The following is a 15,387-nucleotide window of genomic DNA, read 5'->3' as shown; positions in this document are numbered from 1 at the left end:
TCAGTTCGCCTCCTTTGGAGCTCTTGTCAGCGCGTAGAGTATCATACCATTACTCACTATCAACCTCATTACCTCGGTGATGTCACCTCTGGTAACTTGGCTGAGTACAGGAAGCGAAACGGTAAGCAGTGTTTGGAAGACAATAGTTCCTAAGACAACATTAGTAATTGATGCACGCCTTATAGAAGCTCCACCTATAAGGATTGAGGCAACTGCTGGAAATGTCATGAATAGAGGTGCTTGATACAGCTGGACAAATCCGTAGCTCTGAGCGTAAACTATAATACCTATACCTGCTAAGACTGTTGAAAGTATTACAGCATTTCTCCGAGCCTTTTTCGGTTTTACACCGGAACTAATCGCGTAAAGTTCGTTCTGACCAACCAAATCTATCCCAAGACCGGACTTTGTTTTGAAAAATAGATATACCACAAAACACATAAACGCAAAGAAGAGTATCAAACCGGTTGGAAAGTAGAATTCTCCAAAGACTTTGAAGCGCCAGAAGTTGTTCAAAACTTTGTCAAAGTAGTTCTGCAGGGTAAGCGTATACCTTAAACCCTTTCCTCCTATAGCCCATACCATCTCTGGGCTCGAAAATGGTAGGACTAACCACATGATTGACATAAACGCAACTATTGAGTATCCAACATACGTCTCAACCATCATCTCTTGACCGCGAACCTTATCGAGCAACCATGCGTATATCAAACCAAAACCTAAGTTGAACGCTATAGAAATTGCAATAGCTATGAAGAACCCAGCTGGGCCTGTTATTTGATTTTCCATCACTATAAGCATACCAAGTAATCCACCAATTATCCCAACAGGTAAACCGAAATTCGGACCTATTCCAGCTCTTATAGTTGGCAACATTGCGAGCACTAATACACCATTCATTCCTATCCTCACAAGTGAGTCGTTTAAAAGCGATGATATAGAAACCTTCGTGATGCCAGCCAAAACAAATAAGGACAATAGGAAGATTACGATAACAATTATTGGCAAATCAAGTTTTTTCAAGCTCGTGAATATGTTCTTAATACTTGCTCTTGTATCGCTCATTTTACATTTACCTCCTTTACCTCTCCAGCCATTGCAAGACCGAATTCAACATCGGATGCTGTTGGTGGAAGGATAGCGGAAACTTTTCCTTCTGCCACGATGGCAATTCTGTCACATATCGATTTGAGCTCTGCTAATTCACTCGATGTGAGAACTATTGTAATTCCATGCTCGCGGTTCAATTTGACAAGGTAATCCAAAACGAGTTTCTTCGCACCAACGTCAATACCGCGCGTTGGCTCAGAAACGAAGAGCAATTTCGGATTAAGGGTGAATGCTCTTGCCAGACAGACTTTTTGCTGGTTACCACCGCTCAACCTCCTCACAGGTTGCGTTGGTCCTTTACAGCGTATGTCAAGCTCATGAATGAGTTTTACAGCATGTTCGCGAATAGCCTTTCTATCGTAAATTGTTAATCCGAGAAACTTCTTTGTGAACATATTGAATGCAGAAATTGCCGTCGCAACTATGTTCATCTCCACAGATTCATCTAAGAGCAATCCTACACCCCTTCTGTCTTCTGAAACGTAAACTATTCCATTTCTCAAAGAATACAACGGGGAGTTAAGCTGGAACTCTTTCCCATTGTAAGTTACTTCCCCTTCGGCTGGATACAATCCAAATATTCCGTTTGCAACACCAAGCTTACCTTGACCGGCGAGACCACCTATTCCAAGTATCTCACCTTCGCGAATATCTATTGAAAAGTCGCGGACTTCTTCACCAGGCATATGGACTTTCAGGTGCTTTATTGACATTATGACATTTTTTTCATCTATTTCTTTTTTTCTTGGCGGAAGTTCTACGTTCTCGATTTTCCTTCCAACCATCTTTTCTGCAATTTGATAAATAGTAAATTCTTCCTTCTTCCCTTCTGCTACTAACATACCATCACGCAGTATAACAATTCTGTGCGCTACCTCCAAAATTTCGTGTAATCGGTGCGATATAAATATTATTGCGATTCCCTTCTCAGAAAGCAACCTTATTACATTCAACAAGTTTTCTGCTTCCGATTCAGTCAAAACAGCAGTAGGTTCATCAAGCACGAGTAGCTTCAAACTTTTCTTATCGATTTCACGAGCAATCTCAACGAACTGCTTGTGTGCAACGGGAAGTCTTGCTATTAGCTCAAGTTCGTCAATTGAGTGCATTTTTATAGTATCCAAAGCATTTCGTGCTTCTTGCCTCATTGTGGGCATATCTAACGTCTCTAACCTTTTACCGAACATTTGGCTTACAAAATTCGGTTTTGTTATCTCTCTGTTGAGCTTGATATTCTCTGTTACTGTAAAACCGGGCAAGAGCATGAATTCCTGGTGGACCATACCTATTCCAAGTTCCATCGCTTTCAAGGGAGAATCGATGTTCACCTTCTGACCGTTGAAAATTATCTCCCCTTCGAAACCACCCGTTGAATGTATGACAGGCATCCCGAACAAGATATTCATCAATGTCGACTTACCAGCACCGTTTTCGCCGACTAAGCCGAGCACTTCACCTTCGCCAACTGATATGGAAACGTTTTTAAGAACTTGGTTGCCGTAATAAGACTTAGAAATCCCCTTCATCTCAAGCACATAACTCATCCGGTATCTTACCTCCCCGCTTCGGAATGGTTAAACTAATGCACGGTTATTAATATAAGGTGTCGGCAAAATGCCGACACCTATTTAGGTTTAAATATGGATCACCGAATTAGAATTTGTCAACCCCAAATATTACTGACTTGTGGATGAACATGTAGTAGTTCTTGTATGGGCTGAGTGTTCTTGCCTCAAGTGCTGCTTTTGGATACTTTGTCTTTGCGGCTTCTGTAACGATGAGTTTTATACCATTTAAGTTTGTTGGGCTGACTTTCTTCTGGACCAAGTTCTTAGCAATTTCCACGCCTGCTTCAACAAAGAGCATGTTCATTGGAACTGGCCATGTTGCAAATCTTCCTGCACCGCCCATTTCAACGATCTTTTGGTTGACTACTTTCAATATGTATGTCATATCGCCTTTCTTGTCTTCAGGAATGGATATACCAAGAGTTCCAGGGAATCCGTGCGTTGGTGATGGACAGCATGGTTCGAGGTAGTAACCGCCATGTTTAAGTATAGCTTTCTGGAGAGGTTCTTGCATACCGCAGTTTGTTGAGAAGAAACCTGTCTTTGGACCGTATTTTGCGAGTTGTCTTGGAACGTCTTCAAGAATGAATTGTTGTGCACCTGTTAAACCCTGTTCTCCAAGTGGGTCTGGAGCGGAAACAAATACGAAGTTTATGCCCATTTCCTTAGCTGTCTTTTCCATTATGTCTCTTCTTTCAGCTAAGAGTTTGTAGCTCATGTGTCTTGGGAAAGAATAGTGAATTATCGTTTCGACACCCATCTTCTTTGCAAGCTCGACTATCGTCTTTCCACGACCTGGGGTATCAACCTCAAGAATCACATCTGCTGCTGGTGAGATGACACCTGGATCTTCGTGTGGCACTCCGACAACAAAGACAATATCTTTTCTCATTTCTTTAACTCTTCTTATTGCCGCTGTTGTTCCTGGTACTCCTTGGCATATGACGATAGCCTTTACCTGTGGGTCGTACGCAAGTTCCACAATTCTTGCTATCGTTGTTTCTTGCTCTTGCATGAATTTGTCTGGATATGTCACGTGGATGATCTCTTTACCGTACTTCTTAACTACAGCCTCAGCTCCGCGGTACTCATCTTCACCTTGAGAAACCGTTCCCGTAACAACTCCGATCTTGAATCCAAGAGCTGCGTAAAGCGATGAAACAAGAAGAACAGCTACAAGCAAAACAAGAAGTTTCTTCATATCCTACCCCTCCCTCGGTATAGTGTGGAACACTCAAATTATATCATATCATTGTGGAACGTTCCAAATTCTCTATGTAACATATATTACTGCTCTCGGCCGTTTTAAATGTCAGATTCCAAAGCACTGATAGAATAATGTTTTCAACAACTTTATTTGCTATTTCTCTTCTTGTTATACCCCCACAATCCTTTGTTATTTTCTCTCGCTTCGCGTTGGTATTCTATAAAATAATCCACATATTTAACATTAGGTTGAACTGTCATTACTTGCGCATACCCTTCGAGCAACAATATGGCATTGAACATTTTCTTTCTAATTTCTTCATTTGTTCTATCTTTCGGTTTCTCGAGCCAGACATACGCAAGAAGTCTTCCGTACCTATCCTTTTCTCCAACATCAAATTCAAGATATACAGTTCTGCCCGTTAAGAACTTTTTTGTAAAAGCCTTCGCTTCCGGACCGTAATATTCCACTTTCTTCACCGGGTGTTTCGTTTCAGGTGTGTTAACACCTATAAGCCGGACTTTGTACTCTTCCCCGGCTATACTGACTTTGATTGTATCTCCGTCTATAACTTCTAATACTGTTGCTTTTTTGAATTCACCCTGTTGCTGTAAGAAAAGAACAATCAGCACAATTATCGCTGTAACTAAGCTTCCGAGAGATATGGTTTGCTTTCTCCTTCTTGCCACACGCATTACCCCTTTTCAAATTTTCAGCTCCAAAAGATGTTTTATTCTCTCTTCTGGAGCCGGATGCGAGTAATGCCATGCTTTGTATAGAGGCATAGGGTTCGGGTTGGACAGATTCTCTTTTACAAGCCTTTTCAAAGATGAGATCAAAGGCTCGGATGTTCCTAAGAGCTTTGCGGAATATTCATCCGCTTCGTACTCCATTTTTCGAGAGAAGAAGTTAACCAAAGGCTCAATGAAGAACATCAAAGAAGAGATGAATATGAAAGCGTAGGCAAAGTTTGTGTATGGTTGTGATGCTCCAAAAATTTTGGCACTGTTTATAAAGTTGTACGTCCAGTTTGTGAGATATAAGACGAAAGCTATGAATAAAGCGTTGAGAATTATTAGCTTAGGCAAGTGCCTTCTCACATGATGTCCGAGCTCATGTGCTACAACTGCTAATATTTCGTCATGCGAATAGCTCAGGATTGTATCGAACAACACAAGTCTTCTCGATTTTCCTATGCCTGTAACATATGCATTTTGCTTCTTAGTTCTTCTTGATGCATCCATTTTGAAGATATTTGGAACTTTGATTTTTGCTCTATTGAGTATCTGATTTATCTTCTCTTCAAGCTCTTCATCTTCAAGTTTTGAGAACTTATAGAACAGCGGAGCTATAAGTATGGGCTGTATGAAAGAGAAGAATAAAATGAAAAGAATTGCGAATAGTGATAGCTGCCACCACCACACCGTATATTTGATAACCATCATAATTACAGCAATTATCGGAAAGCCTATTGCAGCTGCCAACAATGTGCTTATTATTTCATCTCTCGCGAATAGTTTCGGCGTAGTGGTGTTGAATCCGTATTTCTGTTCTATCACGAAAGTTGAGTAAACCTTGAATGGCAATTCGACAATTTTCTCGATCAAATAATACAAAGCAAAGAACAATATGGCTTGAAGTATCACTGAACTTTTTGCTGATACAACATTCTCTAACAGCGGGAAAATTTTCAAGATAAGAACCAAATCAACAGCAAGGCTCACAAGTTTGCTAAGAATTCCGAAGTAGGTCCTGTCTTTTAAATAGCTCTTCGCCTTTGCAAAATCTTCCATTGTCAATTTGTCTTTCAAAACTTCAGGAATAATCGAAGCTGGACTTAAAGTATACCTGAGATTTAACCAATCGAGCAAGATATCCCAAACAGCTCTTACTACAATTACGGCTACGAAAATAAGAGCGAAAGTGTTCATAAAACTCCCCCTTAGATGATTTATATATTTTCTTGACCTCTCTCAAGAATTTCAAAAATACTTCTCGGTGTTCTATCTAAAACCCTGCTCAATCTTATTATCCAAGGTGTTTCAAGATGCGACTTTTGGATTATTTCGTCATCGCCCAATACTTTCTCGGTCTCACCATCTGAGACTATAATCCCTTCGTTAAATACTATTGTTCTTTCAAAATTCTCAAGGACAAAATCCATATCGTGCGTGATAGTTATAACACTCTTTCCGTTCTTTATAAGCTCTTGGATAATTTCACCCAATCTCTTTACAGAATACCTATCCTGAGCGATCGTTGGCTCGTCTAAGATCAGAATGTCTGGCTCCATAGCAAGCACCGATGCAAGACAGAGGAGTTTTCTCTCAGATAGTGTCAAATCGTACGGATGGTCATGCTCACGGCCATTTAGCCCGACAATTTCAAGAGCTTTGATAGACTTTTTGTAAGCCTCCTGCTTATCTTTTAAAATGTTTAGTGGTCCAAACATAACTTCATCTATCACTTTGCTTTTGAATATCTGGTCTGATGGATTTTGGAAGACGAGCCCTATGACTTTTGAAAGTTCTGCCACTGTCTTATCCTTTGTGTTCATACCGCAGACAAAAATATCGCCCTTAGAGGGTGTCAGAAGACCTTTTAAAAGCTTGACGAATGTTGTCTTACCCGCTCCGTTTTGCCCTACGATTGCAGTAGGCCTGCTGTCGATTTCAACGGATATATTTTTTAATACATACTCTTCATCTTTGTAGGTGAAGTACAGATTCTGAACGGTTATCAGTGATTTTTCAAATTTAGATTCTAAACTGCTCGTAATGTTCACCTCTTGAAATCTAAGTCTATGCTATACCATTCAGCGACCTTATCAGTTGAACGGTTTCATCAAACTTCACCGGATAATATCCGCTTTGATTTCTAATATTCAGCTTTTTGCAAAAAGACGTGTAAATTGGCATACCTACTCCATAAGTCTCAACCTCTTCCATTGAGAATACCTTCTCCGGCTCATCGTATGCTATTAATTTTCCATCATTTAAGAATAATATTCTGTCTGCATATTCCACGAGTTTTTCCAATTTGTGCTCAACCAAAATGATTGTGAAACCGCTTTTTCTCAGCTCGGTTAATATCTCGAAGACTTCGACAGTTCCCTGTGGGTCGAGTTGAGATGTAGGTTCGTCCAAAATTATCACTTCAGGCTCAAGCACCAACATACTCGCTATTGCCAACCTCTGCAATTGCCCGCCAGAGAGTTCAAATGGATTTTCGAATTTTTTCTCCCAAAGCCCCACTCTTTTCAAAATGGCTTCAACTTTCTCAATCATCTCATCTCTCTCGATCCCAAGGTTTTCAAGACCGAAAGCAACTTCTTCGAACACCGTCATTTTTGCCCCACTTATCTGTGAAAAAGGATTTTGAAGCACTAAACCTACCTTTTTAATAACATCTCGCCTTGACATTTCAAGCACGTCTACACCATCGATAAGAACAGAACCAAGGCGCTTACCACGGAAAAGCTTTGGTGCGAGCCCTGATATAGAGAGGCATAATGTCGATTTTCCAGAACCATTTCGCCCGATGACTCCAACAAATTCACCTTTTGAAACGCTAAACGAGATATTCTCTATGGCAAACCTCTGCGCAGTTGGATAGCGATAGCTCAAGTTATCAACAACTATCTTTGGATTATCCACAACAAGCCCCTCCATGCAATTGCAAATATAACCAATGTCTTTGTAAACATTTTTATCCATCTATCAGCATGGCTCTCAACAACAGGGTTTACAAATGTTCTTGTCCCTTCAATGCTGAAGCCTCTCAGTTCGATAGCTACCGCCCTCTCACGTGCCTCCACAAGCGAACTCAAAACGAGAGGTCCTATGAGTGCGAAGAACGCTCTCAATTTTTTTAAAACACTACCTTCTGTATCGAGTCCCCTTGATTTCTGCGCATCTATTATCGTGTAGGATGTTGAAATCATCTGGGGTATGACTTGAAGAACAGAAGACAAGACGTATCCAAATCTCGGTGAAAGTCCGTTTTGAACAAGATCCGTAACCAAATCAGAAGGTTTGGTTGTGAGAATCAATATTCCAAACGAAACTATCATGTTGAAAACCCTGAGTATCAATAATAAAGCGTGAATCAGACCCTCTTTGTAAAAATGAAACTTCCAAAGCGAAAAAACGAGTGTTTCATTGCCTTGATAGTACATGCCTTGTATGAAGAGCATTGTAAGAGAAACGATAAGCACAGCACCGATTAGCTTTAACATATGTCGAAATACCTTTGCTACTAAAGATAGTAATAAAGATATGGATAGGAGCACTGCTCCTATCCACAATGAACTAAATAAGAATGCTATTATAACTGATGAAAAAGCGTACCAGAGCTTCGTGGAAGGTGCAAGCTTATGAACTGGCGTATCATTTTCAACATAAAGACTCAGTACCTTCAACTTTTAATCTCCCCAAGTTTATGATTATTCTTCTCTGAACGAGCTTACCAACGATTTCGGAAGCGCTTTGAATATTCCAAATGCTATGTAGACGGTGAGTACCTTATCGACAAGGTCAACAACAAGCTCATCGAAGAACGAAGCAGGCCATATACCCACATTCTTTGATCTCAGAAACGCAAAGAGTGCATCTCCCCAAACATTGCCTGTCTGTCCTTCCCAGAATATCACGTTGATTGGAACAGATATAACCGTCGCAACGAGTGCAATAATTAGACCGCTTATGAGCGCCCTGAGAGCGTTCTCAAACATCTTGCCCTTATAGAGCAAACCAGCTGCTACACCTATACCTATGCTCGTGAGCGCGTAGATGAAGGAAACGGGTCCCATCGTCAAGCCGTATATTATGTTGTTGATAGCACCGCTTATTCCGCCGACAACTGGACCGGCAAGCATCGCCGCAAGAACTGTACCTATCGAATCAAGCCAAAGTGGTAACTTGAGCAATTCGGCAAAGAACTTACCCGCATAGTTTATACCCACCGCAACTGGTATAAGTACAAGAACCATCGTGTTGAACTTTGAAGACTTTTCCATACCCTTCCCCTCCTTAAAATCAGGTAGTCTTTTCTATATCAATATTATACCATTTTCTGCTTTCTATTCAAAATTTGTACGTTATCTACTTTACAACTCTGAATGGTGTGGTATAATAAATTAGGAAAACCTAAGTAACTAATAAAATTGAATATACGGAGGTGCTTTTATGCTTCTGCAAGTAAAGGATTTAGTGGCGAAGTTGAGCGAATCGGATAAGGTAATTCTCAAAGGTGTGAATCTTGAAATTAATCCCGGTGAAGTGCACGCAATAATGGGACCGAACGGTTCTGGAAAGTCTACTCTGGCAAATGTGATAATGGGAAATCCGAAATATGAGGTTGTCTCTGGAGACATATTTTTTGAGGGCGAATCAATACTCGAGCTGAGAACGGACGAGCGCGCTCAGAGAGGTATAATGATGACATTCCAGAATCCATACGAAATAGAGGGCGTTAAACTTGACCAGCTCCTGCTCATAGCTTACAGAAAACTCCACGGAGAAGATAAGACTTTCTTCCAGCTCGATAAGGAGATGAAGTCCATATTAAACGATGTTTCTCTTCCTTCTGAGTTCCTTGAAAGGTTCGTAAATCTTGGATTTTCTGGTGGGGAAAGGAAGAAGGGCGAAATTCTCCAAGCAAGGTTCTTAAAACCAAAGCTCTTAATATTGGACGAAATAGATTCTGGACTTGATGTCGATGCGTTGAGAATAGTCGCTTCTCAGATTAACAAGCTAAAAGAAGAGGGAACTTCTCTGCTCATAATAACCCACTACGCGAGGATTCTTAATTACTTAGACGTTGATAAAGTGCACGTTTACGTCGACGGTAAGGTTGCTCTCACGGGCGACAAGTCGTTAGCTTATGAAGTTGAAGAGACTGGCTATGCAATAGTCAACGGCTCTTCGCAAAATGCATAATGAGGGGGCGAAAATATGAGTGACCTCCATGAACTTCTGTACGAATTAAAGAGAAAAGAGAATTTCGAGCTGAAAGTCAATGTACCCGCAGCGTTGAGACTTCCTGCAGGGCTCAACAAGAAGTTGGTGTATGAAATATCCGAGGCTAAAAATGAGCCAAGCTGGATGTTAGAACACAGGCTTAAATCATTCGATATATTCGAAAAGTGGCACGAACCGGACTGGGGCGTTACAAGAGACGAACTCGATCTTTCAAAAATAGTTCCGTACGTTAAACCGAATGCCAATAAGACAACGACGTGGGAGGAAGTTCCTGAAGAAATCAAACAAGCGTTCGATAAACTGGGAATTCCAGAAGCAGAACGCAAGTACTTAGCTGGCGTCGGCGCTCAGTTCGATTCCGAAATGATATACAAGAACATAAAAGAAGAGCTGAAAAAGCTCGGAGTAATATTCATAGATATAGAAACAGCGGTTAAAGAGTATCCTGATCTTCTGAAAGAGTATTTCATGAAGCTTGTTCCACCAACGGATAACAAATACGCTGCACTGCACGGTGCTCTGTGGAGCGGTGGAACGTTCTTGTACGTTCCGAAGGGCGTGAAAGTTCCTCTACCGCTGCAGTCATACTTCCTTTTTGGAAATCCCGGCGGTGGACAATTCGAACATACCGTAATAATAGCCGACGAAGGTAGCGAGGTAACTTACATCGAAGGTTGTACTGCTCCAAAGTACGATGTTGTGAACCTGCACGTCGGAACAGTTGAAGTGTACGTCAAAAAGGGCGCAAAGCTCAAATACCTGACGATGCAAAACTGGAGCAAGAATATGTTCAATTTGGAGATTAAGAGAGCGATAGCTGAAGATGATGCCGTAATGACCTGGGTGTCAGGTTCGTTTGGAAGTTACAAAACGATGGTCTATCCAGCAACGATACTCAAAGGTGACAATTCTGTCTCTGAGAACGTGTCTATATCGTTCGCAGGACCGGGTCAGCATATAGATACTGGCTCAAAGGTTATACACATAGGTAAGAACACCCGCTCTACAGTTGATGCAAGGAGCATAAGCATCGGCGGTGGATGGTCTTTCTACCGAGGACTGTTAAAGATCATGGAGAACGCAAAGCACTCAAAAGCGAGCGTCAGCTGTACAGGTTTAATGATAGATAATAAGTCTAAGAGCGATACAGTACCAATAATCGAGATACACAACACCGACTCAGATGTAGGGCACGAAGCGAAGATCGGCAGGATAAAAGACGAGCAGATATTCTACCTGATGAGCAGAGGATTGAGCGAGCTTGAGGCAAAGGGGCTCATTGTAAAAGGATTCATACAGCCAGTCGTGCAGGAACTTCCATTTGAATATGCAATCGAGTTGAATAGGCTCGTCGATATGGAAATAGAATCGTCCATAGGCTGATGGATCATAAGGATGGTGAAGATAATGGAGAAAGTTGAAAGAATAGAAAAGACATTAAGGTTGAGTCATCAGAATCTCAGAGCAATAGTGCCTCAAAGGAAGACGATGGACATTGCTGATTATCCTGTCGATGATTTTAAACCGAGCGGGAACAACCTCTTGGACGAATGGAGAATAAAAAGGCTATCTGAATATCTGACATACAAGTTTCCTGTATGGAAGAGAACTGGCTTAAAGAATCTTACACTTCCAAATATTCTTCCTTATAAGGGACTTGAGACAATAGACGAAGAAGCTCTTGAATTGCTCGAGAGTATGGATTTCGAAGGTAGCGATAGGAAATTTGTTCTTCTTGCAGATGTTTTCTCTTCAAGCGGAGATTACATTGTAGTCGAAGAAGACACCAAGCTTATCATAAACGACATTAGCCAGTACGATAACACTTTAATCGATGTCAGAAAAGGAAAATTAGAACTCGTTAGACTCGTACAAAATCCGTTCCATATAGGCAATTTAAGGATTAAAATCAGAGAAGGAACAGAAGTAAATCTATATAACTTGTACATTGGACCATCGAATGGAGAATTGATCGTCTCGAACGTTTTCATAGATGTTGAAGATAACTCAAAATTGATAGTGAAAGATTTCTATTTTGGTGGTAAAATAAATGCTGGATACTTCGGTGTCAGGTTGAACGGCGAGAATTCTTACGCAGATGTGAAACCTTACTATCTTGGGAGCACAAAGACGGTCATTGATATTCTCTATCTAATGAGATTTTACAAACCGAACAGTTACGGCAATGTAGATGCGAAAGGTGTCTTGGCTGAGGAATCAAAGGTCGTATTCAGAGGCATAATGGACATACTCAGCGGTGCAAAGGAAGTTGAAGCACACCAAAGCAACCACGCAACTCTTATTTCTGAAAAGGCAAAAGTCGATGCAATACCGAGCCTTATGGTCGACGAAAACGACGTCGTAGCTTCACACGCTGCAAGCAGTTCACCAATAGACGAAAGTATGGTGTTTTACTTGATGACAAGAGGAATACCTATGAAAGATGCGCAGAATTTGATAGTTAGGGGTGTATTTGAAACACTAAAAGAAGAACTAACAGCTTACAATCTGGAAGGGGTTGTTGAGAATGCACTCAACAGTGTGGTCAGATGAAGATTTTTGTAAAATATTGTCTGATTTTCCTTCATTGAGCAGAGAAATAAATGGAAAGAGATTAGTTTATCTTGATAATGCAGCAAGTACTTTGAAAAGTAAATCCGTCATCGAGAAGATGGCGGATTTTTACCTTTACCACTATTCAAATATCCACAGAGCTGTCCACACACTGGCAAGCGAAGCTACCGTCGAATACGAAAACGCTCGAGAAAAGGTTGCCAAGTTTCTGAATGCAGAAAGCACTGAAGTCATCTTCACAAGCGGGACAACTATGGGAATTAATTTTTTGGTGAATTCTCTTGTTAAAAGTGGATTGTTAAGCTCTGGCGATACTGTATTACTTTCACAAGTTGAGCACCACGCAAATCTCGTTCCTTGGGTCAGGCTTTCGAAATTCTATGGCTTCAAGGTTGAATATATCGAAGCTGACGAGAAAGGGGTAATAACAACCGAAGCTATACGAGAGGCAAAGAAGCACAAGCCGAAAATCGTATCTATCACAGGCCAGTCGAACGTAACAGGTCAACAGATGCCTCTGGAACTCATCAGGGAAACTTTTAACGATTCGATTTTAATAATAGACGGGGCACAGTTAGTCCCGCACAAGAAAATCGATGTTAAAAAGTTGAACATAGACTTTCTCGTTTTTTCAGGGCACAAGATGATCGCTCCAACCGGTATTGGTGTGCTCTATGGTAAGAAGGAGCTCCTTGAAAGGCTTGAACCTTTCTTTTATGGCGGAGAGATGATAGATAAAGTAACTTTCAAAGATGTTTCTTTTAACGTCCTGCCTTACAAATTCGAAGCAGGCACTCAACATATAGCTGGAGCTGTTGGGCTTGGCTATACTTTAGATTATCTTGAAAATCTTGGTTTTGAAAAGATTGAAAAACACATTGAAGATCTTTCATCTTATTTGCTCTCTGAGCTTATGAAACTTAATTTTGTGGAAATCTATGGTCCTATTGATAATTCGCACAAATCTTTGGTATCATTTAATATGATTGGTGTGCATCCGCACGATGTTGCACATATCCTCGATGAAAACTTTGGCGTTGCAACAAGGAGCGGACATCATTGTGCACAACCGTTGATGAGTGTGCTTAAAAAAGGTTCAAAAATCGACTTTCCGAATTCGACCGTAAGGGCGAGTGTGTATTTCTACAACACGAAGGAAGATATCGACATTCTAGTTGAAGGATTAAAAAATGTAAAGAGGTGGTTTGAATGATATATTCTGAATTCATCATGGATTACTCAAAGCTTAAGAAGTTCCACGGGAAGATAGAAAATGCACATAAGATTGAGGAAGGTAAGAACCTATCTTGCGGGGATGAAGTAACATTGTACTTTTTGTTTGACGGAGATAAGATAGTCGATGTAAAGTTCGAAGGGCATGGATGTGCAATAAGCCAAGCCTCAACAAATGTTATGATTGAGCAACTCATAGGGAAGACAAAACAACAAGCGATTGAAATAATGAAAAACGCTGAAAACATGATGCTTGGTAAAGAATTCGATGAAAATGTACTCGGTCCTATTGTGAACTTCTACGATGTGAAGAACTATCCAATGCGTGTAAAGTGCTTTTTACTTCCTTGGAAAACGCTTGAACTTGCTTTGAATGAGGAGAAATAGGATATTTTATAGAGAGGGGGATGGAGTATGAAAAAGATCATTAAAGAATTCTCTGACTTTTTGAAGCAGTACAACGTCATAGGTTTAGCTGTTGCGATTATCATCGGTGGAAAGTTGAACCAGCTCGTTACTTCTTTCGTTAACGATCTACTCATGCCTGCGATATTCCAACCAGTTTTAACAAGGGCACGCATTGGGAAAATAGAAGACTTACAGTGGCACGGCATTTTCTGGGGTAAAGTTGTATCGGCTGCGATCGATTTTCTGATCGTTGCATTTCTTGTTTTCATACTTGTGAGAGCGCTTAATAAAGCTGCAGAGAGAGCGAAAATAGCTGCTGAATTAGCCGCAAAAAAGATAGAAGAAAAGGTAAAGAAATAAAACAGACCTGGGGAGTACCCAGGTTTGTTTTTGTCGCATAAAGTCACCAAAGAACGAAAGAGGCATAGCCAACTGTGTACGAATAGTCTTGAGAAAACTCTGCACTTGTTGTATGGTAAACAAGCCTTATATTTTCAAATAAACTCCTCACAACACTCACAGGTCCCGGTCCACACATGGTTATATCGTATTTTTTCAAATCGCTGTAAAGTCCTTCCAAATCGCCATTTAGAATTCTGTTTATAGCGATCTCGTCTTTTTGAATCGTCAAATCGTGGGAGTCATAGTGGTTGAAATCGGAAGAGGCAACCACCAAGGTTTCCGGATATTCTTTAAGTATTTCTCTAATCTTTCCTGCTACAATCTTGACTGTTGAAAGACGCTGTTCCATCATACATATTGGCACCAAAGAAAATTCGCCAAATGCATGCAAAAGTAATGGTAGTTGAACTTCTATGGAATGTTCATACATATGAGCCATTTCATCTGAATATATCACTTCTTCATCCACAAGCTTCTTTGCCATCTCCTCGTTTACCTTGACACTTCCGATGGGTGTATTCCATGAGCCGCTCGTCCAAACGGAGACGGACATACCATAACCAGTGTGATTGGGTCCAAGAATTATAACGTTTTTCGGTCTGCCAAAATTTAAGGCTTCTTTTATACCGAGCCCTGCCGTCTTTCCGCTGTAAACGTAACCCGCGTGTGGCAATATCAATCCGACCGGGTGTTTTAAGAAATCGACGTCTTTCTTTTCCCCTATGAACGCTTGGCACATGCTCAAAAGTTGGTTAGGAGTACCTGGATAAAACTTACCAGCAACAACTGGCTTTCTATCCATAACTCTCCTTCCCTTCATTAAGGAATTCTTGTTAAATTATAGCACAGATAGTATTATAAAACAAAAGTCTCCCACACTTCAGTGGGAGACTTATGACTATTC

16 protein-coding genes are annotated in these 15,387 nt (G+C 40.7%); 6 read left to right on the top strand and 10 right to left on the bottom strand.

Annotation, left to right across the window (positions count from 1 at the left end; all coding sequences use genetic code 11):
• From BUA11_RS05955 to BUA11_RS05915, 9 genes are all read right to left on the bottom strand, one after another.
• Nucleotides 1–1,065, bottom strand: coding sequence for an ABC transporter permease subunit (locus BUA11_RS05955; protein WP_072759396.1), 1,065 nt, complete (start codon nucleotides 1,063–1,065; stop codon nucleotides 1–3).
• The gene (locus BUA11_RS05950; RefSeq protein WP_072759394.1) at nucleotides 1,062–2,654 is read right to left on the bottom strand and encodes a sugar ABC transporter ATP-binding protein; all 1,593 of its coding nucleotides are present in this window, start codon (nucleotides 2,652–2,654) and stop codon (nucleotides 1,062–1,064) included. Before BUA11_RS05950 ends, BUA11_RS05955 begins: the two co-directional genes overlap by 4 nt.
• A gap of 109 nt (nucleotides 2,655–2,763) precedes the next feature.
• Nucleotides 2,764–3,879, bottom strand: a complete 1,116-nt coding sequence (locus BUA11_RS05945) for a DUF3798 domain-containing protein (protein ID WP_072759392.1) — start codon at nucleotides 3,877–3,879, stop codon at nucleotides 2,764–2,766.
• Between the two features lie 152 nt (nucleotides 3,880–4,031).
• A complete protein-coding gene (locus BUA11_RS05940; RefSeq protein WP_245789567.1) occupies nucleotides 4,032–4,574 on the bottom strand; it encodes a thermonuclease family protein in 543 nt (180 codons plus the stop codon).
• Between the two features lie 15 nt (nucleotides 4,575–4,589).
• Nucleotides 4,590–5,816 carry a M48 family metallopeptidase gene (locus BUA11_RS05935; RefSeq protein ID WP_072759387.1) on the bottom strand — a complete coding sequence of 409 codons (1,227 nt, stop codon included), beginning with the start codon at nucleotides 5,814–5,816 and terminating at the stop codon, nucleotides 4,590–4,592.
• Nucleotides 5,817–5,836: 20 nt separating this feature from the next.
• Nucleotides 5,837–6,670 carry an energy-coupling factor ABC transporter ATP-binding protein gene (locus BUA11_RS05930; RefSeq protein ID WP_245789565.1) on the bottom strand — a complete coding sequence of 278 codons (834 nt, stop codon included), beginning with the start codon at nucleotides 6,668–6,670 and terminating at the stop codon, nucleotides 5,837–5,839.
• A 16-nt stretch (nucleotides 6,671–6,686) separates the two neighbouring features.
• A complete protein-coding gene (locus BUA11_RS05925) occupies nucleotides 6,687–7,541 on the bottom strand; it encodes an energy-coupling factor ABC transporter ATP-binding protein (protein WP_245789563.1) in 855 nt (284 codons plus the stop codon).
• Nucleotides 7,523–8,305 (bottom strand): energy-coupling factor transporter transmembrane component T family protein, encoded by a 783-nt coding sequence (locus BUA11_RS05920; protein ID WP_072759385.1) that lies wholly within the window; start codon nucleotides 8,303–8,305, stop codon nucleotides 7,523–7,525. The genes BUA11_RS05925 and BUA11_RS05920 overlap by 19 nt, the downstream gene beginning before the upstream one ends.
• A gap of 24 nt (nucleotides 8,306–8,329) precedes the next feature.
• On the bottom strand, nucleotides 8,330–8,902 hold the full coding sequence (locus BUA11_RS05915) for an ECF transporter S component (protein ID WP_072759383.1): 573 nt from the start codon (nucleotides 8,900–8,902) through the stop codon (nucleotides 8,330–8,332).
• A gap of 169 nt (nucleotides 8,903–9,071) precedes the next feature.
• On the opposite strand from BUA11_RS05915, the gene sufC reads away from it, so the two are divergent.
• From sufC to mscL, 6 genes are read left to right on the top strand one after another with little or no spacing between them, the layout of a single operon-like run.
• Nucleotides 9,072–9,824 (top strand): Fe-S cluster assembly ATPase SufC, encoded by a 753-nt coding sequence (gene sufC / locus BUA11_RS05910; protein ID WP_072759380.1) that lies wholly within the window; start codon nucleotides 9,072–9,074, stop codon nucleotides 9,822–9,824.
• Between the two features lie 15 nt (nucleotides 9,825–9,839).
• Nucleotides 9,840–11,249: a Fe-S cluster assembly protein SufB gene (gene sufB, locus BUA11_RS05905; protein WP_072759378.1), complete on the top strand. Its 1,410-nt coding sequence runs from the start codon at nucleotides 9,840–9,842 to the stop codon at nucleotides 11,247–11,249.
• A 24-nt stretch (nucleotides 11,250–11,273) separates the two neighbouring features.
• On the top strand, nucleotides 11,274–12,419 hold the full coding sequence (locus tag BUA11_RS05900; protein ID WP_178137753.1) for a SufD family Fe-S cluster assembly protein: 1,146 nt from the start codon (nucleotides 11,274–11,276) through the stop codon (nucleotides 12,417–12,419).
• Nucleotides 12,394–13,653 (top strand): SufS family cysteine desulfurase, encoded by a 1,260-nt coding sequence (locus BUA11_RS05895; protein WP_072759376.1) that lies wholly within the window; start codon nucleotides 12,394–12,396, stop codon nucleotides 13,651–13,653. Before BUA11_RS05900 ends, BUA11_RS05895 begins: the two co-directional genes overlap by 26 nt.
• On the top strand, nucleotides 13,650–14,060 hold the full coding sequence (sufU, locus tag BUA11_RS05890; RefSeq protein WP_072759374.1) for a Fe-S cluster assembly sulfur transfer protein SufU: 411 nt from the start codon (nucleotides 13,650–13,652) through the stop codon (nucleotides 14,058–14,060). Before BUA11_RS05895 ends, sufU begins: the two co-directional genes overlap by 4 nt.
• A gap of 27 nt (nucleotides 14,061–14,087) precedes the next feature.
• Nucleotides 14,088–14,441 carry a large conductance mechanosensitive channel protein MscL gene (gene mscL, locus BUA11_RS05885; RefSeq protein WP_072759372.1) on the top strand — a complete coding sequence of 118 codons (354 nt, stop codon included), beginning with the start codon at nucleotides 14,088–14,090 and terminating at the stop codon, nucleotides 14,439–14,441.
• 43 nt (nucleotides 14,442–14,484) lie between these two features.
• On the opposite strand, the gene amrB is transcribed toward mscL, so the two are convergent.
• A complete protein-coding gene (gene amrB, locus BUA11_RS05880; protein WP_072759370.1) occupies nucleotides 14,485–15,285 on the bottom strand; it encodes an AmmeMemoRadiSam system protein B in 801 nt (266 codons plus the stop codon).
• Nucleotides 15,286–15,387: the final 102 nt, after the last annotated feature.

This window comes from Fervidobacterium gondwanense DSM 13020 (assembly GCF_900143265.1).
In the GTDB taxonomy this organism is placed as follows: Bacteria; Thermotogota; Thermotogae; order Thermotogales; family Fervidobacteriaceae; genus Fervidobacterium; species Fervidobacterium gondwanense.
Note: the sequence above shows the minus strand (reverse complement) of the source record. Positions and strands in the feature narration are given on the sequence as shown.

Bases quoted from the DNA above. Each gene is read 5' to 3' on its own strand.
- sufB (WP_072759378.1), top strand. From the start codon at position 9,840: ATGAGTGACCTCCATGAACTTCTGTACGAATTAAAGAGAAAAGAGAAT.
- BUA11_RS05955 (WP_072759396.1), bottom strand. From the start codon at position 1,065: ATGAGCGATACAAGAGCAAGTATTAAGAACATATTCACGAGCTTGAAA.
- amrB (WP_072759370.1), bottom strand. From the start codon at position 15,285: ATGGATAGAAAGCCAGTTGTTGCTGGTAAGTTTTATCCAGGTACTCCT.
- BUA11_RS05895 (WP_072759376.1), top strand. From the start codon at position 12,394: ATGCACTCAACAGTGTGGTCAGATGAAGATTTTTGTAAAATATTGTCT.
- BUA11_RS05935 (WP_072759387.1), bottom strand. From the start codon at position 5,816: ATGAACACTTTCGCTCTTATTTTCGTAGCCGTAATTGTAGTAAGAGCT.
- BUA11_RS05900 (WP_178137753.1), top strand. From the start codon at position 11,274: ATGGAGAAAGTTGAAAGAATAGAAAAGACATTAAGGTTGAGTCATCAG.
- sufU (WP_072759374.1), top strand. From the start codon at position 13,650: ATGATATATTCTGAATTCATCATGGATTACTCAAAGCTTAAGAAGTTC.
- sufC (WP_072759380.1), top strand. From the start codon at position 9,072: ATGCTTCTGCAAGTAAAGGATTTAGTGGCGAAGTTGAGCGAATCGGAT.
- mscL (WP_072759372.1), top strand. From the start codon at position 14,088: ATGAAAAAGATCATTAAAGAATTCTCTGACTTTTTGAAGCAGTACAAC.
- BUA11_RS05915 (WP_072759383.1), bottom strand. From the start codon at position 8,902: ATGGAAAAGTCTTCAAAGTTCAACACGATGGTTCTTGTACTTATACCA.
- BUA11_RS05950 (WP_072759394.1), bottom strand. From the start codon at position 2,654: ATGAGTTATGTGCTTGAGATGAAGGGGATTTCTAAGTCTTATTACGGC.
- BUA11_RS05945 (WP_072759392.1), bottom strand. From the start codon at position 3,879: ATGAAGAAACTTCTTGTTTTGCTTGTAGCTGTTCTTCTTGTTTCATCG.